This is a genomic window from Pseudonocardia adelaidensis (assembly GCF_039543345.1).
Lineage (GTDB): Bacteria > Actinomycetota > Actinomycetes > Mycobacteriales > Pseudonocardiaceae > Pseudonocardia > Pseudonocardia adelaidensis.
On the sequence record NZ_BAABJO010000002.1, the window covers coordinates 344,351 to 363,798 of the forward strand.

Consider the following 19,448-nt stretch of genomic DNA (forward strand, 5'->3'; position numbering starts at 1 on the left):
AGGGGTGGAGATGGCAAGGGTTGTCATGCAGGCCGTCGTGTCGGTGGACGGCTACATCGCCTACCCCGATGACTCGGTCGGGCCGCTGTTCGACTGGTACTTCAACGGCGACACCGAGCTGTGCGCCACGGCGAGCGATTGGACGTTCCGCGTCTCGCGGCCGTCGGCCGACCACCTCCAGCCCATCTGGGACGCGATCAAGGTGACGGTGATCGGCCGCCACCTGTTCGACACCACCAACGGCTGGGACGGCAAGCCTGCCGCGGGGGACGAGCTGGTCGTCGTCACCCACCGGCCGTTGCCGCAGGAGTGGCTCGCCGCCCACCCGGACGCACCGTTCCACACCGCCGACTCCGTCGAGGCCGGCATCGCGCTCGCCAAGGAGCTCGCAGGCGACGGCCTCGTCGACGTGACCGCGGGCGACCTCGGGGGGCAGGCGTTCTCGGCGGGGCTGGTCGACGAGGTCGCGATGGACGTCGTCCCGGTGGTTCTGGGCGAGGGGGTGCGCTTCTTCGGCAGCCACACCGGCACCGTGCTCCTCGACGATCCCGACCAGGTGGTCCAGGGCGACCGCGTGCTGCACCTGCACTACGCGGTCAGGCACTGACCGGTCGGTCACGGGTTGGCTCAGATCATGCGACGCATGACGATGCGCGGCAGCTTGCTGGCCGTCGCACCGGTGGTCCCGACCACCGTGAAGCCGGCCTTCTCGAACATCGCACGCGTGCCGACGAAGGCCATCGTGAGGTCGATCCGCCCAGACCCGGGGTCCACCGGATAGCTCTCGACCGCAGGCGCGCCACGCGACGCGGCGTACCCGACCGCACCCTCGATCAACGGCGTCGTGTAGCCGCGCCTGCGGTGGCCGCCCCGGATGACGAGGCAGATGATGCTCCACACCGGTACGCCGTCGAGCGGCCGGATCAGCCGGGACCGGCTGAGCCGGGTGTTCTCCGAGCGTGGGCCGATGCTGCACCAGCCGACCGACTCTCCGTCGTCGTACCCGATCACCCCGGGCGGGTTCTCCCGGCCGCAGAGCGCGCGGAACGCCGACTCGCGGCTCCCGTTCCCGAGCTCGGAGACCTCTCGGGAGGTGAGGCGGTGCGACAGGCACCAGCAGTGGCTCGCCCGCCGGTTGGGGTTCGCCACCGCGACGAAGTCGTCCACGCGATCCGGCGTGACGGGGTGGGTGACGAACGCCATCGGCAGAGCCAACCGGGGAACGGGCGACCGGTCAAACGCCGCGCGGCCCCAGATGACCGGACTTCCCAGTTCGGTGGACCTGACCGCACCTCGAATGTACTCTGCAGTACAAAGCTGAATGTATCGCATAGTACAAACTGGGGCACCGGATGCGCACCGAACCGAGCACGGCCAAGGGCCGGGCGACCGTGCAGCGGGTCCTCGACGCCGCCTGCGACCTGTTCGCCCGGCAGGGCATCCGAGCGACGACCCTGGACCAGGTGGGTAGCCGATCGGGCACCGGGCGCGGGCAGCTCTACCTGTACTTCGCCGGCAAGTCCGACCTCGTCACCGCGGTCGTCACCCAGCAGGTCCAGCACCTGCTCGACGCCCAGCAGCCGCTGCTGGAGTCCATGTCCACCGCGGCCGACGTCCGGGCCTGGTGCGCCGCGGCGGAGCAATGGCACGCGACCGATGACCGAGCGCGCTGCCCGATCGGATCCCTGGTCCACGAGCTCGGCGAGCACGACGACGCAGCCCGGACCGCGCTCGCCGACGGCTTCGGGCGCTGGCGGTCCGCTCTGGCCGACGCCCTGCGCCGCGTCCGGGACCGCGGGGAGCTCGCCGCCGGCCTCGACCCGGAACACGCGGCCGCCGGACTGCTCGCCGCGTACCAGGGCGGGGTCCTGCTCGCCGGCGCCACCGGCGACATCGCGCCGCTCCGCCTCGCACTCGCGACGTTCGAGGCCACCGCGCTGGCCGAGCAGGACGGTCGGCCAGACGGGCGCAGCAGGTGATGCTCGGTGTGGTGCTGGCGGTGGTCGCCAGCGTGGCGTACGGGCTCAGCGACGTCCTCAGCGGCTCGGCGGTGCGTCGCCACTCGACGGCGTCGGTGGCACTGTGGTCGCAGCTCACGGGACTGGCACTGCTCGGGCTGGCTGCACTGGTCGTGCGCCCGGCGCTGAGCTGGCCGGTCGTCGGCTGGGGCCTCGCCGCGGGCGCGCTCGCCGCCGTCGCGCTGCTGCTGTTCTACACCGCCCTGCAGCGGGGCCGGACCGCCGTCGTCGCCCCGGTGGCCGGCTCCGGCGTGGTGGTCCCGGTGGTGGCCGGGCTGCTCGGCGGGGAGCCGCTGGCCTGGCCGGCCATCCTCGGGGTGGGGTCGGTCATCGCCGGCGTGCTCGTCGTCGCCGCGACCGGCAGCGGCGACGGCCCGGACGCCAGCGGCTCGCCCGAGCCTGCCGACCGGCCGCACCGCCGGCTGATCCGTTCCAGCCCCGGCCGGACCCACCCGGCTCCGGCCGACGACCGGTGCGTGCCGGAGCACGGCACGAGCTCGACGCGGTCCTCGGCGGTCCCCGCGGTGCTGGCCGCTGCCGGGTTCGGTGGGTTCTTCGTCCTGCTCGACCTGGCGACCACCGCCGCCGGAGGGCGCGGCTCCGCGGGCCCGACGCTCGCCGTCGCCCTCACGGTGCAGGCCGGAGCGCTGTTGGTGACCCTGCTCGCCGCGGCCGGGCACACCCGCGCCTGCCTCGCGCCGCGCCCGCAGCTCCTGCTGGCGGCCGGCGCGGTCGGACTGGTCGACGTCGTGGGCGACCTGGCGCTGGTGGTTGCGGTCGGGATCGGACCGCTCGCGGTCGTCGGTCCGCTGGGCTCACTCGACCCGGTCGTGACGGTCCTGATCGCCGTCGCGGCGCTCGGGGAGCGGCTTCGCGCGGTGCAGGCGGTCGGCGTCGCCGCGGTACTGGCCGGCGGCGTCCTGGTGGCCACGGGGTGACGGATCCGGGGAGCACGACCGGAGCGGCCGGCCTCGGCCGACGTCAGGCCACGTCCGCCAGCTCCCCGCCGGTGACCTTCACAAGCTCGGAGCACGTGCTGGGAAATACCGCGTGCGCGACACCACCGGCCGCCCACACCTCGTCGTACGCCTCGAGTGCCCGGTCCACGAGCGTGCGCAGCGGCCGCGGGTGCCCGACCGGCGCCACCCCGCCGATCGTCTGACCGGTGGCGGCGCGCACGAAGTCCGGCGACGCCCGCCGCACCCGCTGCACGCCGATCAGCTGAGCGACCTTGGCGGTGTCCACCCGGTGGGCGCCGGAGGTCAGTACGAGCAGCGGCTCGCCGTCGGCGTCGAAGACCAGCGAGTTCGCGATCTGCCCCACCTCGACGCCGAGTGCCGCCGCCGCGGCCGCGGCGGTGGTGACGGCATCGGGCAGCACCCGCATCCGGGCCACCCTGGAGGGATCGGCGCCGCCCGCGGTGAGGGCGGCGACCACGAGGTCGATGTTGCGGTGGGTCGCGGTGCTCACCCCCGCATCAGACCACGGCACCGGCGCTGCCTGTCATCCGCGTTTCCCGGCGACGCGGCCGCCGTCGAGCGCACTCCCGTCGGTGGCCCGGACCACGCAGTGCACCTCGCGCTGGCCGGTGGCGAACCCGGCCCTGGCCGGGACGAGCGCCACGAGCTCCAGCCCGGACGGCTCCACCACGGCGTCGAACACCGGCGTGCACGCTCCCGCCGCGAACCGCGAGAAGGCCTCCTGGCCGGGGTACGGCACGTCCCTCCCGCCGAACGGGTCGAGGGTGGCGACGACCTCGGCCCCGTGCGGACCCGCGCAGTCGACCGCGTCGAGCACGACTCCGGTGGCCGGTGCGGCGGCGAGGCACGCACCCGCGACCGGCCCGTCGAGCCGCACGTCGCCGTCCGGGCCGTAGGTGAGCGCCTCGACGCGCGGTGTGGCGAGCACGAACCCGGCGGCCAGCCCCAGCAGCAGGCCGAGGGCCGCGCCCGCCACCGCCCACCACCAGCGGCGCCCGCGGCGGCGGCTCGCGCGCGCGAGCCGGTGTGCGTCGTCGAGCGCGCCGACCACCTGACGGGCCGAGGGCCGGTCCCGCGGCACCCGCTGCAACAGCCCCGCGAGCACGCTCCCCAGCGCGCCGCCCCCGAACACCGGGACGGCGCCGTCGGTGGGCGGGCGGGCGAGCACCGCAACGTGCAGCGCGGCACCGAACGCCCAGAGGTCGGACTCCGGGGTGGGCTGCCCGCCGTCGCGCAGCTCCGGCGCCAGGAAACCGGGGTCGCGGGCGGCGCGCTGCGGGTCGACGGCCTTGCCGACGCCGGCCAGCCGCACCTTCCCGTCCGGGCCGAGCCGCACCGTGTGCGGGCTGATGTCACCGTGCACGATCCCCGCGCCGTGGGCCGCCTGCAGCGCCGAGGCCAGCTGCCGCGTCATCGCGGTCGCCTCGCGTTCGTCGAGCGGGCCGTCGGCCGCCACCCGCTCGGCGAGCGTGGGCGCGTCCACGAGCTCGGTGACGATGTGGTCGGCGTCGCCGTCGGTCACCACGTCGTGGATCGTGACGAACCCGGGATGGTCCAGCCGGCCCGCGGCCCTCGCCACCCGCAGCAGCTGCTCCCGCGCGAGCGTGCGCTCGCCGGGGTCATGCGGCAGCCGCAGCTCCTCGACGGCGACCTGGAGCCCGGTCACCCGGTCGGAGGCGCGCCGGACCGTGCCGTCGATGTCCCCCAGCACGACGTACCGGCCGCCGATCATGCGGGTGGGGCTGAAGCCGGTCATGCGCCGTCACCGGCCGGCGGACGGACCACGGTGGCCACTCAGGCGCAGTTCGTGCCCGGCAGCGGGACCAGGAACTGGTCGGCCGCCCACCGACCTTCTTCCAGCTGCCGGAAGCCGTCGGTGACGACCCGGGTGCCGTCGACGTGCGCGCCCCGGGGCAGCGTCTCGACGAGCGCGGCGCCCTGGCTCGGCCCGTTGCGGACGTTCAGCTGGTCGGTGGTCACCTCGAGCTGGCACCCGGTGGAGCCGTCGGCGACCGTGATCGCGTTCAGGCCGCCCCGGTCGATGATCGCGAGCAGCGCCAGCACGACCCCCGCGATCAGTACGAACGTCCACCCCTTGAAGCTGGAGGCCTCCAGCTTGGGAACGGTGATCCTGGCCACGGCCGTGCCTCCCCGAGATGGTGTGCGAACCCACGGTAGCGGGCAGGTGGCCTGCCGCGCCTCATGGCGCGGTCCGCTCGCGGTTCGGGATAGCGTGTTCACGTCAAAACACCCGTCCCGAGGCAGGCCGAAGCAGAAGATGAAGGTCATCTACACCTACACCGACGAAGCGCCCGCGCTGGCCACGCATTCGTTCCTGCCGATCATCGAGGCGTACGCCGGCAAGGCGGGCGTCGAGGTCGAGACCCGCGACATCTCGCTGGCCGGACGCATCCTCGCCGCGTTCGACCTCGCCCCCGACTCGCTCGCCGAGCTCGGCGAGCTCGCGAAGACCCCGGCCGCCAACATCATCAAGCTGCCGAACATCAGCGCCTCGATCCCGCAGCTCAAGGCCGCGATCAAGGAGCTGCAGGCCGCCGGGTACGCCGTGCCGGACTTCCCCGACGACGCGAGCACCGACGATGAGCGGGCCGCGCGCGCGGCGTACGACGCGGTGAAGGGCAGCGCGGTGAACCCGGTGCTGCGCGAGGGCAACTCCGACCGCAGGGCGCCCGCGTCGGTGAAGAACTACGCGAAGAAGCACCCGCACTCGATGGGCGCGTGGTCGGCCGGCTCCACCTCCCACGTCACCACGATGTCGGACGGCGACTTCCGGCACTCCGAGCGCTCGGTCACCGTGGCCGAGGCCGGCGAGCTGCGGATCGAGCACGTGGCCGCCGACGGCACCGTCACCGTGCTCAAGCCGTCGGTGCCGGTGCAGGCGGGCGAGATCGTCGACGCGGCGGTGATGCGCGCCGAGGCGCTGCGCGCGTTCCTCGCCGAGCAGGTCGCCGACGCCAAGGCCAAGGGCGTGCTGTTCTCGGTGCACCTCAAGGCCACGATGATGAAGGTCTCCGACCCGGTCCTGTTCGGGCACGCCGTGCAGACCTACTTCGCCGACGTCTTCGCGCAGTACGGCGACGACCTCGCGAGCGTCGGTGCCGACCCGGACGACGGCCTCGCGAGCATCCTCACCGCCCTCGAGAAGCTGCCCGCCGAGAAGCGGGAGAGGATCGAGGAGGCGATCACCGCCACCTACGACAGCGGCCCCGGCCTCGCGATGGTCGACTCCGACCGCGGCATCACCAACCTGCACGTCCCGAGCGACGTCATCATCGACGCCTCGATGCCCGCGGCGATCCGCTCGTCCGGGCAGATGTGGAACGCGAAGGGCGAGCTGCAGGACACGAAGTTCGTGATCCCGGACTCGTCCTACGCGGCGCTCTACGCCGAGACCGTCGCCTTCTGCCGGGAGAACGGCGCGTTCGACCCGACGACGATGGGCACCGTGCCGAACGTCGGGCTGATGGCGCAGAAGGCCGAGGAGTACGGCAGCCACGACAAGACCTTCGAGATCAGCGCGCCGGGCACCGTCCGCGTGGTGGACGGTGCCGGCACGGCGCTCCTCGAGCACGAGGTCGCGGCCGGCGACGTCTGGCGCGCCTGCCAGACCAAGGACGCCCCGATCCGCAACTGGGTTCAGCTGGCCGTCTCCCGCGCCCGCGCCACCGGCTGGCCCGCCGTGTTCTGGCTCGACGAGACGCGCGGGCACGACGCCCAGGTGATCGAGAAGGTGCGCACCTACCTCGCCGAGGAGGACACCGAGGGCCTGACCATCGAGATCCTGCCGGTCGCCGAGGCCACGCGGTACACGCTGGAGCGCGCCAAGCGGGGCGAGGACACCATCTCCGTCACCGGCAACGTCCTGCGCGACTACCTCACCGACCTCTTCCCGATCCTCGAGCTCGGCACCAGTGCCAAGATGCTCTCGATCGTGCCGCTGATGAACGGCGGCGGGCTGTTCGAGACCGGCGCGGGCGGCTCGGCCCCCAAGCACGTCCAGCAGCTCGTGCGGGAGAACCACCTGCGGTGGGACTCGCTCGGCGAGTTCCTCGCACTGGCCGTCTCGCTCGAGTTCCTCGGGGACAAGACCGACAACGCGCGCGCGAGGGTGCTCGGCAAGGCCCTCGACGACGCCACGGGCGCGCTGCTGGAGAACGGGAAGTCCCCGTCCCGGCGGGCGGGCGAGCTCGACAACCGGGGCAGCCACTTCTACCTCGCCCTCTACTGGGCGCGCGCGCTCGCCGAGCAGACCGAGGACGCCGAGCTGGCCGCGATCTTCGCGCCGCTGGCGGAGCGGCTCGCCGGGGCCGAGGAGGAGATCGTCGGCGAGCTGAACGGCGTGCAGGGCAGCCCGGTGGAGCTCGGCGGCTACTACTTCGTCGACAAGGCCAAGGCCGACGAGGTAATGCGGCCCAGCGCGACGTTCAACGCGGCGCTCGCGGACTTCTGACCCGTGAGTGGATACGAGTGCCGGAGCACTCGTATCCACTCACGAGGGCGGTTCAGGCCGCCGGGGTGAGAGCGTCGAACACCGCCTCCGCCTCGTCGCGGGGCACGTCCATCCGCCACACTCGGTCGGCGATCTCGTCCGGGTCGAGCGTGGGCAGGGACGTACCCTGCTCCACCATCGCGCGGTGGATGTCGCCGCGCTCGATCAAGCCGCCGATCGTGAGCGTCGCCGCGTAGACGCCCTGCTCCTTGACGCGTGTCGGGCGGCTCGACGCAGAGCACCACGGCGGAGGTGCGGTCGTCGACGAGCAGGCGCTCGAACCCCGCCACGTCCGCGACGTCCACGCGGCGCGCACCGGCCGATCCCGTGGCCCTCGCACGGCGTTCTGCCCGTTCCGCATCCCGGCCGGCGACGAGGATGCTCATGGATCACTGGTAGCAGCCGATGCGGAAAATCGGTTGCGTGCGGTCGTAACGTGGACAGACGTGCTCCGGCCCTACCTCCACCTGGTCAGGGCGGGCTTCCGGCGCCACTCCATCTACCTCGCGGCGAGCCTCGCCGGCCTGTTCACGAACACCGTGTTCGGGCTCCTGCGGGTCGCCGTGCTGCTCGCCGTCGTCGAGCAGACCGGCCGCGCGGCGGGCTACGACGCGGCCGACACCAGCACGTTCGTGTGGCTGGGTCAGGGGCTGCTCGCGGTCGTCACGCTCTGGCCGGACCGGGAGCTCGCCCTTCGCGTGCGGTCGGGCGACATCGCCATCGACCTCGCCCGGCCGTGGAACCTCCAGCCGGCGCTGCTCGCGCAGGACCTCGGCCGCGCCGCGCACGCCATGCTGATCCGGTTCGCGCCGCCGGTGCTGTTCGGCGCGCTCGCGTTGCCGTTCCGCTGGCCGCAGAGCCCGTGGACGGTGCTGGTCTTCTCGCTGTCCACCGTGCTCGCGGTGGTGATCAGCTTCGCGATCCGTTTCCTGCTCGACCTGACCGCGTTCTGGCTGATCGACAACCGGGGCGTCGTCACCGTCTACGCCGCGTCGACCGGGATGCTGTGCGGGCTGACGGTCCCGATCGCCTACTTCCCCGATCCCGTCCGGATCGCGCTGTACACCACCCCGTTCCCGGCGATGCTGCAGACACCGATCGACGTGTTCAGCGAGCGCGGTGCGACGGCCGCGCTGCTCGCCCACCAGGCGCTGTGGGCGGTGCTGCTGATCGCCGCCGGGAGGCTCGTCCTCGCGCGGGCGACGAGGAAGCTGGTGGTGCAGGGTGGATGACCTGCGGGTCCACGCGCGGATCCTCGGTTCGCGGGTGCGCGGCCAGCTCGCCTATCCCGTCTCGTTCGCTCTCGACTCGCTCGGCCAGGCGTTGGGTCAGGCCAACGAGCTCGCCGTGATCCTCGTCGTGTTCGCGCAGGTCGACTCGCTCGGCGGGTTCGCCCGCGACGAGGTGCTGCTGATCTACGCGCTCGCCGGGATCTCGTTCGGGCTCGCCGACCTCGCCGTCGGCCAGCTCGACGAGCTGCCGCGCTGGATCCGCACCGGCGAGCTGGACGTGCTGCTCGCCCGGCCGCTCGGCGTGCTGCCCCAGCTCGTGACGAGTGACCTGCAGCTGCGGCGGCTCGGCCGCTCGGCCGTCGGCGCGGTCGTGCTCGCGGCGGTCCTGGCAGCGGGCCGGGTGGAGCCCACCCCCCTCAACGCTCTGCTCATCATCGGCACGCCGCTGGTGGGCGCCACGATCATCGGCGCCATCTGGGTGGTCACCTGCTCGGTGTCGTTCTGGGTCATCGAGGGCCGCGAGCTGGCCAACGCGTTCACCTACGGCTCGACCCTCACCACCGCCTATCCGATCAGCATTTTCGGACCGTGGCTGCGCCGCCTGCTCTGCTACGCCGTACCCGGCGCGTTCGTCGCCTACTTCCCCGCCCTCGCGCTGCTCGACCGGCCCGACCCGCTCGGCCTGCCGCACGTCCTGCGCTACGCCGCCCCGCTCGTCGCCGTCGCCGCCGTGCTCGTCGCGGCGCTCGTCTGGCACACCGCCGTCCGCCACTACCAGGGAGCCGGATCATGAGCGCCGCCGAGACCAGCGCCGCCGAGACCGCAGTCGTCGAGACGGAGGGCCTGCGTCGGGAGTTCACCGTCGGCCGCCGTCGCGCGCGACGCCGCGTCGTCGCGGTGAGCGACGTCGACCTGCGCATCACGCCGGGCGAGGCCGTGGGCTTCCTCGGCCCGAACGGCGCCGGCAAGTCGACGACGATCAAGATGCTGACCGGCATCCTCGTCCCGTCCGCGGGGCGGCTGCGGGTGTGCGACCTGGATCCCACCCGGCAGCGCCGCGAGTTGGCCCGCAGGCTCGGTGTCGTGTTCGGGCAGCGCAGCCAGCTGTGGTGGGACCTGCCGCTGCGCGACAGCTTCGGGCTGCTCGGGGCGATCCACCGCGTGCCCGAACCGGAGCACCGCGCGCGGCTCGAACGGTGCGTCGACGTGCTCGAGCTCGGCCCGTTCCTCGACGTGCCCGTCCGGCAGCTGTCGCTCGGCCAGCGGATGCGCGGCGAGCTGACCGCGGCCCTGCTGCACGGCCCTCGGCTGCTGGTGCTCGACGAGCCGACCGTCGGGCTCGACCTGGTGAGCAAGGAGCGGCTGCGCGCGTTCCTGCAGGAGGTCAACGTCGTCGACGGCATGACGATCCTGCTCACCACGCACGACCTGCCCGACGTCGAACGGCTCTGCCGGCGCGTCGTCGTGATCGATCAGGGCCGGGTGGTGGCCGACGACGCCATCGATGCGCTGCACGCCCGCTCCGGGGGTGCGCGTGAGGTCGTGGTCGAGCTGACTCAGCCGGCCGCCCCGCTGCACGACCTCCCCGGCGTCCGCGACGTCCGCGTCGAGGCCGACGGCCTGCGCCAGCGGCTCGCGTTCGCCCCGGCCGATACCACCGCCGCCGCGCTGATCGCCGCGGTCGCGGCGCGGGTGGAGCTGCGCGACGTGACCGTCGTCGAACCGTCGATCGAGGATCTGGTGCGAACTCTCTACGCCCGCGGCTGACCGTTCACGAGGCCACCGAGGCGGCCACACCCGGGATGCGGCCATGCCGGAACGCGTCGACGAAGCGGGCGTGGTCCTTCCGCACCTGCGCCGCGTACCCGTGGGCGAACTCCACCACCCACGCCACGAACTCGTCGTCCCGACCCGCCACGACCTGGGCGATCGCCCCCTCGGTCTGGAACGGCACGAGGGAGTGGTCGGCGTCGGAGTCGGCCACGCAGTGCACCTTCGCCGTGGCCCGGCCGAGGTAGTCCACCACCGGCGCGATCTCGGCCGGTTCGGTGAGCTCCGACCAGTCCAGGTCGGCCTCGTACGGCGACACCTCGCTCACCACGAACCCGACGCCGTCGAGATCGGTCCAGCCCAGCAGCGGGTCGGCGTGCGCCTGCAGCGCCCGCTGCGACACGGCGGTGCGGTGGCCGTGGTGGCGGAACGCGCTCGCGATCGCCGGGTCGGTCACCACCCGGGAGGGCGCGGCGACGTTGCCCTGCTTCATCGACAGCACCACGTCGTTGTCCAGCGCCTGGTTGTACCCCTCGATGAGCACGGTGTAGGCGGGAAGCCCGGCGCTGCCGATGCCGAACCCGGAGCGGCCCGCCACGTCCTTCACCGTGTACGCGACCCCGCGCAGCCGCTTGGCCGCCGGGATCGTGTCCAGGTAGCGCTCGAACGCGGCCGTCACCGCCGCCCGCTCGGCCTCCTCGAGCCTGCGCAGGCCCGGCACGTTCCGCAGCACCCGGTCGAAGCCCTCCGGCTCGGTGATGGCGTCGAGCAGCCCGACCCGCGTGCGCAGCTTCGCCAGCTGCAGCACCTGGTGGACGGCGCCCTCGGTGGTGGCGAGCCGCAGCGAGAAGCTGCGGTCGTCGGTCTGGTCGACGAACCACCGCACCTGGTCGAGGTAGGCCCGCACGTACCGTTCGACGAGGCGGGAGATGTCGGCGTCCGAGATCGCCTTGCGCCAGCCCAGCAGCGCCATGCTGGCCGCGAACCGGGTGACGTCCCACGTGAAGTGCCCGACGTACGCCTCGTCGAAGTCGTTGACGTCGAAGATCAGCACCCCGTCGCCGTCCATGTAGGTGCCGAAGTTCTCCGCGTGCAGATCGCCCTGGATCCAGACGCGGCTCGTCCGCTCGTCGGCCCACGGGTCGTCGCGCTCCGCGACGTCGGCGTAGAACAGGCAGGCGCTGCCACGGTAGAACGCGAACGGGTCGGCGGCCATCTTCCGGAACTTGGTCCGGAACGCGGCCGGATCGGCGGTCATGAGGTCGGAGAACGCCGCGACCAGTGTGTCGACGATCCGATCCGAGCGGTCGGTCATCCCCCGATCATGCCGGGAACTCGACGGCGGGGGCGCCGTCCGGGAGCGGCACGCGCAGCACCCGCATCTGCATCGCGAGGAGCGAGTAGTAGCCGACCAGCGTGGTGAGCTCCACAGCGCCCGCCTCACCGAGTGAGCCGACGGCGCCCGCCCACGCGTCGTCGTCGACGTCGCCGGTGGCGAGCAGCTGCGCGACCACCGCGGCGGCGGCCCGCTCGGCCGGGTCGTCGGGCTCGACGGGACCGCCGCTGCGTACGGCCTCGACGAGAACCGCCGGCAGCCCGGCCGCGGCCGCCATCGGGGCGTGGGCGTACCACTCGAACTGCGACCGGTGGTGCGCCGCCACCTGGAGCGTCGCGAGCTCGCGGACCCGCTCGGACAGGACGCCGCGGTAGCGCAGCGCCGCGCCCACGGACTGCAGGGCCGCGCCGGACCGAGGGGCGCGCAGCATCGCGTCGAACGGACCTTGCAGGCTCCCGCCGCGACCCAGGGCCACCCGGCCGGGCGGGTCGGCGAGCGCGTCGTACACGGCACGCTGATCGGGGTCGAGCTCGTCGGGGCGCAGCGGGCGGAGCCGGCGCTCGGTCACGCCGACCCGCCGTTCAACAAGCTCGCGGTGATCGTCATGGCCAGCACGGCGATCACCGTGCCGAGGCCCGCGTAGCAGAGCACGTCGATCGGGCGGCTGCGGATCGCGAGCAGCCCGACCCGGTCCGTCGGCAGCAGCAGCCGCAGCACCGCCGCAACGAGCAGCGCGCCGCCGAGCAACACCGCGCCCTCCCGCCAGTGCTGGGTGAGCGTCCTGACCATGCCCGCCCCCGCGATGAGCAGGACGAACGTCATCGGCGCGTGCACCGGGAGGCGGGAGCGGAGCTCGTTCATCGCCGCTCGCCGACCGCCCGCTCGGCATTGATGCTCACTCCGACAAGCTCCGTTCGGCCGCCTCGACCACGTTCGTCAGCAGCATCGCCCGCGTCATCGGCCCGACCCCGCCCGGCATCGGGGCCAGCAGTCCGGCCACCTCGGCCACCTCGGGCGCGACGTCCCCGACCAGCCCGGCCTCGGTGCGCGTGACGCCGACGTCGAGGACGGTGGCCCCCGGGCGCACCATGTCAGCGGTGATCAGCCCCTGCACGCCGGCGGCGGCCACCACGACGTCGGCGCGACGCACCTCCGCCGCGAGGTCCTTCGTGCCCGTGTGGCACAGCGTCACGGTGGCGTTCTCGGAGCGGCGGGTGAGCAGCAGCCCGAGCGGGCGCCCGACCGTGACGCCGCGGCCGACCACCGTGACGCGGGCGCCGTTCAGCTCCACCCCGTAGCGCCGGCAGAGCTCGACGATCCCGCGCGGCGTGCACGGCAGCGGGCCCGGCTCGCCGAGCACCAGTCGCCCGAGGCTCACTGGCGCGAGACCGTCGGCGTCCTTCATCGGGTCGATCCGCCCCAGCGCAGCGCCCGCGTCCAGACCCCTCGGCAGCGGCAGCTGCACGATGAACCCGGTGCAGGCCGGGTCGGCGTTCAGCTCGTCGACGGCCCGCTCGACGTCGGCCTGGGAGGCGTCGGCCGGCAGCTCCCGCTGGATCGAGGTGATCCCGACCTTGGCGCAGTCGCGGTGCTTGCCCCGCACGTAGGAGTGGGACCCCGGGTCGTCGCCGACGAGGAGCGTGCCCAACCCCGGTGTCACGCCGCTCGCCTGCAGCTTCTCGACCCGCCCCGCCAGCTCGCCGAGCAGCTCCTGCAACGTGGCCTTGCCGTCCATCACCGTCGCCGTCACGACGCCCATCCTCCCAGTTGAGCGAGCGAGGTCCATCGGCCGGTGCGCCGAGGCGCGACCGACAACTGTCCTGGTGCTGACACAGCGGTTGTGTTGCTGGCACACCGACTCGAGTCGATGTGCCAGCGCAGAAGTCGATGTGTCAGCCCACGCGGAGACCGTGGGCCTCCGCGAAGGCGATCGCCTGCTCGACGTCCACGGAGGCACCGTCCAGCCCCGCCTGGACCAGGCCGTTCGGGTCGATCCGGGCCCCCCGTAGGTCGGCGCCGTCCAGGCGGGCGCGCAGCAGGCGGGCCCCGCTGAGGTCGGCCTTCTGCAGGTCAGCGCCACGGAGGTCTGCTTCCACCAGGTTCACCTCCCGCATCCGCAGCCCCGACAGGTCCGTCTCACGCAGGTCGGCGTAGCCGAGGGCGGCGAGCGTCAGGTCGCACTCGGTGAAGGTGATCGGGCGCAGGCGGCAGTCGATCAGGGACGTGCCCAGCAACGAGCAGCCACGGAACGTCGACCCGCCGAGCGTGGCCCGGACGACCCGGCAGCTGCGGAACGCTCCGCCCCGGTGCGTGGACGCGCCGATGTCGGCCCCCGTGAAGTCGCATTCGTCGAACGTGCAGGACTCGGTGACCAGCCCGCGCAGGTCCCCGTCCACGAAGCTGCAGCGCACGAACCGCCGCCGCCGCCACGGCTCGTCCCCAGCGCGCACCTCCGACAGGTCGAGATCGATGTATTCGCCGTCGTCCACCTGATCCACATTGGCACCCTCCCACGGGTCACGCCGGGCCCACGCCGCCGGCCGCCTCGGCGAGCTGCCACACCGAGCGAGGCGCGGTGGTGCGGCAGGGCCGGCACCAAACCGGTGGCGGGGTGGCGGGCGTGCAAGGGCGGGGCGACACAGGCGTCGAGAGACGCGATCGAGTCGGGCACTTCCCAACTCGCCCATCGGTGCGCTCGGCGAACTCGCCGCGTGGGTCGCGACGACGGGAGCGCGGCAAGCTGAACGAGCTCCGGGAGCAGGCCGACGTCGACTACCGCACGCACAGGGAGCGAACCGCGCGAGCCGGCGGCGCCGTCGCACATCAGCAGGACCTCACCGCGCTCGCGGAGACCTCCGGCCTGATTGATCAATACCGCACTTCGCAGTCGCGATCTCGGCTCGTCCACGGCGTGAGGTCCAGGCCCGGATAGCGAAGCGCCGTTCCTGCCAGCGTCTCGGGCGTCCAGAACGCGTGCCCCGGCGGTGGGAAGCCGAACAGCGCCAGCTGACGTGGCGTGGCCTGCTCGACGAACTGATACCAGGACGGGTCGTGGCTGCGGTCGGCCCAGCCCTGCCGCTGCGCCCACTCCGCCGCAGCGACGCGGAAACTCAGGTGCATGGTGTAGCGCGCGCCGGCCGGTCGGGTCAAAGCCGTGCCGCGGTGCAGGGTGTCCGGCGTGAAGACCACCACCGTGCCGGCGGGGCCGGCGGCGGACACCCCGACGTCGTACAAGTCGGGACGGCCGGTGCTCGCGACGAAGCGGTCACCACTCTGGCCGGTACCGACCCGCGGGTACCAGTTCGGCAGCGGCGGTAGGCCTCCTGTGTGGGCACGCGGGACGAGGTGCGGCGGCCCGAGGTCGTCGGGGACGTCGACGAGGTAGACGAAGAGTTCGACCTGCTCGAGCCCGGCCGGCACGAGAAGCGTGTGGTTGAGGAAGTCGCGATGCAGCCGCTGGTCGTAGTCGGCGGCCCCGGTGTACTTCGCCCACGCCTCAGCCGAGTACAGGCGGGTCTCGCTCCCGAGAAGCGAATCGACCAGGTCGATGATCCGGGGATGGACCGCCAGAAGGCTCAGCTGCGAGCTGGCGAACGGGAACGTGTCGATGCCGTCGAACTCGTCGTCGAGGAATCGCTGACGCCGGGGATCCGAGCCCTCGTGGAAGCCGGCGGCGGTCGGGAAGCACAGGGTCAGCTCGTCGAGCGTGGGCGCCAGGTCGTCTGCGGACAGGTATCCGGGCACGACGGCGAACCCGTCCGTGTGCCAGGCCTGCATCGCGTCGGCGAGCTGCATGAGCGGATCGTCCCGCCCCGGGTCGCGGAGCACACTCGGTTTCTCGTCAGCCGTGATTGATGGCGCCGAGTACGAGCGAGAAGCCGGTCCGGCTGATCGGCATCGTCGAGTTGGCGGTGCAGGAGCACTTCGACGCCGGAGCGGATCACGTCTGCATCCAGGTGCTGACCTCCGGCCCGGCCGCGCTGCCGACGCGTGAATGGCGGGAGCTGGCCCCGGCGTTGATCAGCGGAAGTCCCGCGACTTCACCGGCACCGTGAGCGCCAGCTTCTGCAGCCGGTCTGCCACCAGGTTGAGCACGCCCTCGGGACTGCGTTCCAGCCGCCCGCGCACGAGCAGGGCGGAGCTGCTGAGCGCCACCGTGCGGTAGCGCGCCCACAACCCCTCCGAGCAGGTGACGTTGAGCATGCCGCTCTCGTCCTCGAGGTTGAGGAACGTGACGCCGCGGGCCGTGGCGGGCCGCTGCCGGTGGGTGACGAGCCCGCCGACCAGCACCCGCGGCATGGCGTGCTCCGGGTCGCCGGGTGGGACGGCGCCGCCGATCGCGTCGAGGGCGTCGATCCGGTGGGCGCCGAGGGCGTCGAGCCGTTCGCGCAGGTGCTGCATGGGGTGGGTGCCGGGCGAGACGCCGGTGGCCCAGACGTCGGCCGCGGTGAGCTCGACGTCGGTGAGCCCGGGCAGGGCGGGCGCCTCCAGCCCGACCTCCGTGCCGGGCAGCTGCTCGGGCCGCACGGCCGCGACCACCCCGGCCGCCCACAGCGCCGAGCGCCGGTCGATCCCGAAGCTGCCGAACGCGCCCGCGGTGGCCAGCGCCTCGGCCTGCGGCACGGTGAGCCGCACACGGCGGGCGAGATCGGCGAGGTCGCGGTACGGCCCGTGCCGGTCGCGCTCGGCGTCGATCTGCTCGGCCAGCTCGATCCCGATGCCGCGCACCTCGGCCAGGCCGAGCCGGATGGCCTGCCCGCCGGTGGAGAGCGGGTCGGGCTGCAGGATCGCCTCGGCCCGGCCGAGGTTGACGTCGGCGCCGCGGGTGAGCACGCCGTGCCGACGCGCGTCGGCCACCAGTGACTGCGGCGAGTAGAAGCCCATCGGCTGCGCGTTGAGCAGCGCGGCGCAGAACGCAGCCGGGTAGTAGAGCTTGAACCAGGCGCTGTAGTAGACGAGCGACGCGAAGCTGATCGCGTGGCTCTCCGGGAAGCCGAAGTTGGCGAACGCGACCATCTTGCGGAAGATCCCCTCGGCCACCTCGCCGGTGATGCCGTTGGTGGCCATACCGGCGAAGAAGCGGTCGCGCAGCCGCTCCATCTTCTCCTCGGAGCGCTTGGCGCCCATCGCGCGGCGCAGCTCGTCGGCGTCGCCTGCGGAGAAGCCGGCGACGTCCACGGCGATCTGCATGAGCTGCTCCTGGAACAGCGGCACGCCGTACGTCTTCTGCAGCGCCCCCTTGAGCAGGGGGTGGTCGTAGTCCCACTCCTCCAGGCCGTTGCGCCGGCGGATGTAGGGGTGCACCGAGCCGCCCTGGATGGGGCCGGGCCGGATCAGCGCCACCTCCACGACCAGGTCGTAGAACACCTCCGGCTTCAGCCGGGGGAGCGTGGCCATCTGCGCCCGCGACTCCACCTGGAACACCCCGACCGAGTCGGCGCGCGCGAGCATCGCGAAGACGTCCGGGTCGGTGGGTTGCAGCTCGTGCAGCTGGATCTTCTTGCCGTGGTGCTCCTCGACCAGGTCGAGCATCAGGTGCAGGGCGGTGAGCATGCCGAGCCCGAGCAGGTCGAACTTGACCAGCCCCGCGTACGCGCAGTCGTCCTTGTCCCACTGCACGACGGTGCGGCCGGGCATGCGCGCCCACTCGACGGGCACGACCTCCGACACCGGCCGGTCGCAGATGACCATGCCGCCGGAGTGGATGCCGAGGTGGCGCGGGAAGCCGAGCAGCTCGTTGGCCAACCCGACCACCTGGTCGGGGATCTCGACGGGCACATCGGCGACCGGGCCGCCCCACCGTTCGATCTGCTTGCTCCACGCGTCCTGCTGGCCCGGCGAGAACCCGAACGCCTTCGCCATGTCGCGGACGGCCGAGCGCGGCCGGTAGGTGATCACGTTGGCGACCTGGGCGGCGCACCCGCGCCCGTACTTGGCGTAGACGTACTGGATGACCTCCTCCCGGCGGCCGGACTCGATGTCGAGGTCGATGTCCGGGTAGCCCTCGCGCGCCGGGGAGAGGAAGCGCTCGAAGAGCAGCCCCATCGCGACCGCGTCGACGTTGGTGATGCCCAGCGCGTAGCAGACGGCCGAGTTGGCGGCCGAGCCGCGGCCCTGGCAGAGGATGTCGGCCTTGCGGCAGAACTCGACGATGTCGTGGACGATCAGGAAGTAGCCGGGGAAGTTCTTCTGCTCGATGATCTCGAACTCGTGCCTGATCGTCTCGACGGCCTCCGGGTGCTCGGCGTGGCTGCCGTAGCGGAGCATCATCCCGCGCTGGATCAGCTCCCACAGCCAGCTCGCCTCGTCGTGCTCCGGCGGGACGTCGAACGGGGGCAGGTCCGGCGCGACGAGGCGGATCGGGAACGCGCACGCGGTGCCGATCTCCGCGGCCCGCGCGACCGCGCCCGGGTAGCGGGTGTCGAACCGGGCCGCCATCTCCGCGCCGGAGCGCAGGTGGGCGGTGCCTGCCGGCGGGAGCCAACCGTCGACCTCGTCGAGGCTGCGCCGCGCCCGCACCGCGGCCAGCGCCGTGGCCAGCGGGAACCGGCGCGGAGTGGCGTAGTGGGCCGCGGTGGTGGCCACCGTGGGCAGCCCGGCGTCGAGGGCGAGCTCGGCGAGCACGTCGTTCAGCTCGGTGTCGGTGGGCAGCGCGGCGTGGGTGAGCTCGACGGCCACGTGGTCGGCCCCGAACCGCTCGACGAGCCGGCGCAGCTCCTTGCCCGCCGCGTCGCGCCCGCCTGCGCGCAACGCCTGCTGCACGCTGCCCTTGCGGCAGCCGGTGAGCACCAGGACCTGGCCCGCGGTGTCGGCCACCACCTCGTCGGCGTCGTAGATCGGCCGCCCCTTCTCCTGCCCGCGCAGCTGGGCGGTGCTGATCGTGCGGCAGAGCGCGCGGTAGCCCTCCGGCCCGCGGGCGAGCAGCAGCAGGTGGTTGCCCTCCGGGTCGGCCACCCCGTTCTGCGGGGCGGTGAGGCCCATGGAGAGCTCGGTGCCGAAGACCGTGCGGACACCCAGCTCGGCGGCCGCCTCGGCGAACCGGACCACCCCGTACACGCCGTCGTGGTCGGTGAGCGCGATCGCGTCCAGCCCCAGCCGCGCCGCCTCCTCCACCAGCTCCTCGGGGTGGCTCGCGCCGTCGAGGAAGCTGAAGTTGGAGTGGCAGTGCAGCTCGGCGTACGGCACGCGCGCACCCGGCTCGCCGACCGGCGGGGCGACGTAGGGCTCCCGCTTGCGCGACCACGCCGGGCTGTCGCCGCCGTCGGCCTCCGGGCCGCCGGACAGACTCCCGCCGTTCCAGGCACGCCCCGACAGCGCGGCCTCCAGCTCGTGCCACGGGACGTCCGGGTTGTTCCAGCCCACATCCGTAGTCGAACAGTTGTTCGAGATCATATCAACCGCCCGACCAGGCGAATCGGTCACACCACGGTGCGTGGCACCCCGGTCACGGCGGAAATCCCGGTGCTCCGCCGAGCCTTGTCCACTACCTTGCGCCGCAGCGGCGACGACGGGCGTGACGACCCCCGAGCCGCCCGGCCGGTCACCGTCATCGACCACGACGAGGCCGGCCGATGCGGTCGGTGAAGGTGTGGTGGCACCGCG

20 protein-coding genes are annotated in these 19,448 nt (G+C 73.0%); 8 read left to right on the forward strand and 12 right to left on the reverse strand.

Annotation, left to right across the window (positions count from 1 at the left end):
* The first annotated feature begins 10 nt into the window (after positions 1 to 10).
* Positions 11 to 607, forward strand: a complete 597-nt coding sequence (locus tag ABEA81_RS03545; protein ID WP_345603197.1) for a dihydrofolate reductase family protein — start codon at positions 11 to 13, stop codon at positions 605 to 607.
* A 20-nt stretch (positions 608 to 627) separates the two neighbouring features.
* Here ABEA81_RS03545 and ABEA81_RS03550 read toward each other — a convergent pair whose 3' ends face one another.
* Complete coding sequence (locus tag ABEA81_RS03550) at positions 628 to 1,203, reverse strand: GNAT family N-acetyltransferase (RefSeq protein ID WP_345603198.1); 576 nt, start codon at positions 1,201 to 1,203, stop codon at positions 628 to 630.
* Positions 1,204 to 1,352: 149 nt separating this feature from the next.
* Between ABEA81_RS03550 and ABEA81_RS03555 the strand changes: the two genes are divergently transcribed.
* Both ABEA81_RS03555 and ABEA81_RS03560 read left to right on the forward strand, forming a co-directional pair.
* Positions 1,353 to 1,979, forward strand: coding sequence for a TetR/AcrR family transcriptional regulator (locus ABEA81_RS03555; protein ID WP_345603200.1), 627 nt, complete (start codon positions 1,353 to 1,355; stop codon positions 1,977 to 1,979).
* A complete protein-coding gene (locus ABEA81_RS03560) occupies positions 1,979 to 2,956 on the forward strand; it encodes an EamA family transporter (protein ID WP_345603202.1) in 978 nt (325 codons plus the stop codon). Before ABEA81_RS03555 ends, ABEA81_RS03560 begins: the two co-directional genes overlap by 1 nt.
* 43 nt (positions 2,957 to 2,999) lie before the next feature.
* On the opposite strand, the gene ABEA81_RS03565 is transcribed toward ABEA81_RS03560, so the two are convergent.
* Genes ABEA81_RS03565 through ABEA81_RS03575 form a run of 3 tightly spaced genes read right to left on the reverse strand, consistent with a single transcriptional unit; the run spans position 3,000 to position 5,137 of the window.
* Positions 3,000 to 3,488, reverse strand: coding sequence for a YbaK/EbsC family protein (locus tag ABEA81_RS03565; RefSeq protein WP_425570431.1), 489 nt, complete (start codon positions 3,486 to 3,488; stop codon positions 3,000 to 3,002).
* A gap of 33 nt (positions 3,489 to 3,521) precedes the next feature.
* Positions 3,522 to 4,754 carry a serine/threonine-protein kinase gene (locus tag ABEA81_RS03570; protein ID WP_345603204.1) on the reverse strand — a complete coding sequence of 411 codons (1,233 nt, stop codon included), beginning with the start codon at positions 4,752 to 4,754 and terminating at the stop codon, positions 3,522 to 3,524.
* A gap of 38 nt (positions 4,755 to 4,792) precedes the next feature.
* Complete coding sequence (locus ABEA81_RS03575; protein ID WP_345603205.1) at positions 4,793 to 5,137, reverse strand: SH3 domain-containing protein; 345 nt, start codon at positions 5,135 to 5,137, stop codon at positions 4,793 to 4,795.
* Between the two features lie 139 nt (positions 5,138 to 5,276).
* Between ABEA81_RS03575 and ABEA81_RS03580 the strand changes: the two genes are divergently transcribed.
* Positions 5,277 to 7,469: an NADP-dependent isocitrate dehydrogenase gene (locus ABEA81_RS03580; protein ID WP_345603206.1), complete on the forward strand. Its 2,193-nt coding sequence runs from the start codon at positions 5,277 to 5,279 to the stop codon at positions 7,467 to 7,469.
* Positions 7,470 to 7,521: 52 nt separating this feature from the next.
* Here the strand turns inward: ABEA81_RS03580 and ABEA81_RS03585 are convergent, their stop codons facing one another.
* Positions 7,522 to 7,677, reverse strand: a complete 156-nt coding sequence (locus tag ABEA81_RS03585; RefSeq protein WP_345603207.1) for a hypothetical protein — start codon at positions 7,675 to 7,677, stop codon at positions 7,522 to 7,524.
* Positions 7,678 to 7,954: 277 nt separating this feature from the next.
* On the opposite strand from ABEA81_RS03585, the gene ABEA81_RS03590 reads away from it, so the two are divergent.
* Genes ABEA81_RS03590 through ABEA81_RS03600 form a run of 3 tightly spaced genes read left to right on the forward strand, consistent with a single transcriptional unit; the run spans position 7,955 to position 10,507 of the window.
* Entirely contained in the window at positions 7,955 to 8,740 is a 786-nt protein-coding gene (locus ABEA81_RS03590) for an ABC transporter permease (RefSeq protein WP_345603208.1), read from the forward strand.
* Positions 8,733 to 9,533, forward strand: a complete 801-nt coding sequence (locus tag ABEA81_RS03595; RefSeq protein WP_345603209.1) for an ABC transporter permease — start codon at positions 8,733 to 8,735, stop codon at positions 9,531 to 9,533. Before ABEA81_RS03590 ends, ABEA81_RS03595 begins: the two co-directional genes overlap by 8 nt.
* Entirely contained in the window at positions 9,530 to 10,507 is a 978-nt protein-coding gene (locus ABEA81_RS03600; RefSeq protein ID WP_345603210.1) for an ABC transporter ATP-binding protein, read from the forward strand. Before ABEA81_RS03595 ends, ABEA81_RS03600 begins: the two co-directional genes overlap by 4 nt.
* 4 nt (positions 10,508 to 10,511) lie before the next feature.
* Here the strand turns inward: ABEA81_RS03600 and ABEA81_RS03605 are convergent, their stop codons facing one another.
* The 6 genes from ABEA81_RS03605 to ABEA81_RS03630 all read right to left on the reverse strand — a co-directional run bounded on the left by ABEA81_RS03605 (position 10,512) and on the right by ABEA81_RS03630 (position 15,641).
* Positions 10,512 to 11,825 (reverse strand): DUF2252 domain-containing protein, encoded by a 1,314-nt coding sequence (locus tag ABEA81_RS03605; RefSeq protein ID WP_345603211.1) that lies wholly within the window; start codon positions 11,823 to 11,825, stop codon positions 10,512 to 10,514.
* Between the two features lie 7 nt (positions 11,826 to 11,832).
* Positions 11,833 to 12,414, reverse strand: coding sequence for a carboxymuconolactone decarboxylase family protein (locus ABEA81_RS03610; RefSeq protein ID WP_345603212.1), 582 nt, complete (start codon positions 12,412 to 12,414; stop codon positions 11,833 to 11,835).
* Positions 12,411 to 12,707 carry a DUF3017 domain-containing protein gene (locus tag ABEA81_RS03615; RefSeq protein ID WP_425570433.1) on the reverse strand — a complete coding sequence of 99 codons (297 nt, stop codon included), beginning with the start codon at positions 12,705 to 12,707 and terminating at the stop codon, positions 12,411 to 12,413. The genes ABEA81_RS03610 and ABEA81_RS03615 overlap by 4 nt, the downstream gene beginning before the upstream one ends.
* Before the next feature lie 34 nt (positions 12,708 to 12,741).
* Entirely contained in the window at positions 12,742 to 13,596 is an 855-nt protein-coding gene (locus ABEA81_RS03620) for a bifunctional methylenetetrahydrofolate dehydrogenase/methenyltetrahydrofolate cyclohydrolase (RefSeq protein ID WP_345603213.1), read from the reverse strand.
* Between the two features lie 142 nt (positions 13,597 to 13,738).
* On the reverse strand, positions 13,739 to 14,344 hold the full coding sequence (locus ABEA81_RS03625; protein ID WP_345603214.1) for a pentapeptide repeat-containing protein: 606 nt from the start codon (positions 14,342 to 14,344) through the stop codon (positions 13,739 to 13,741).
* A gap of 370 nt (positions 14,345 to 14,714) precedes the next feature.
* Positions 14,715 to 15,641, reverse strand: a complete 927-nt coding sequence (locus tag ABEA81_RS03630) for a phytanoyl-CoA dioxygenase family protein (protein ID WP_345603215.1) — start codon at positions 15,639 to 15,641, stop codon at positions 14,715 to 14,717.
* Between the two features lie 59 nt (positions 15,642 to 15,700).
* Between ABEA81_RS03630 and ABEA81_RS03635 the strand changes: the two genes are divergently transcribed.
* A complete protein-coding gene (locus tag ABEA81_RS03635) occupies positions 15,701 to 15,901 on the forward strand; it encodes a hypothetical protein (protein WP_345603217.1) in 201 nt (66 codons plus the stop codon).
* Here the strand turns inward: ABEA81_RS03635 and ABEA81_RS03640 are convergent.
* On the reverse strand, positions 15,867 to 19,208 hold the full coding sequence (locus ABEA81_RS03640; protein WP_345603219.1) for an error-prone DNA polymerase: 3,342 nt from the start codon (positions 19,206 to 19,208) through the stop codon (positions 15,867 to 15,869). The two genes, ABEA81_RS03635 and ABEA81_RS03640, sit on opposite strands and share 35 nt — an antisense overlap.
* Positions 19,209 to 19,448: the final 240 nt, after the last annotated feature.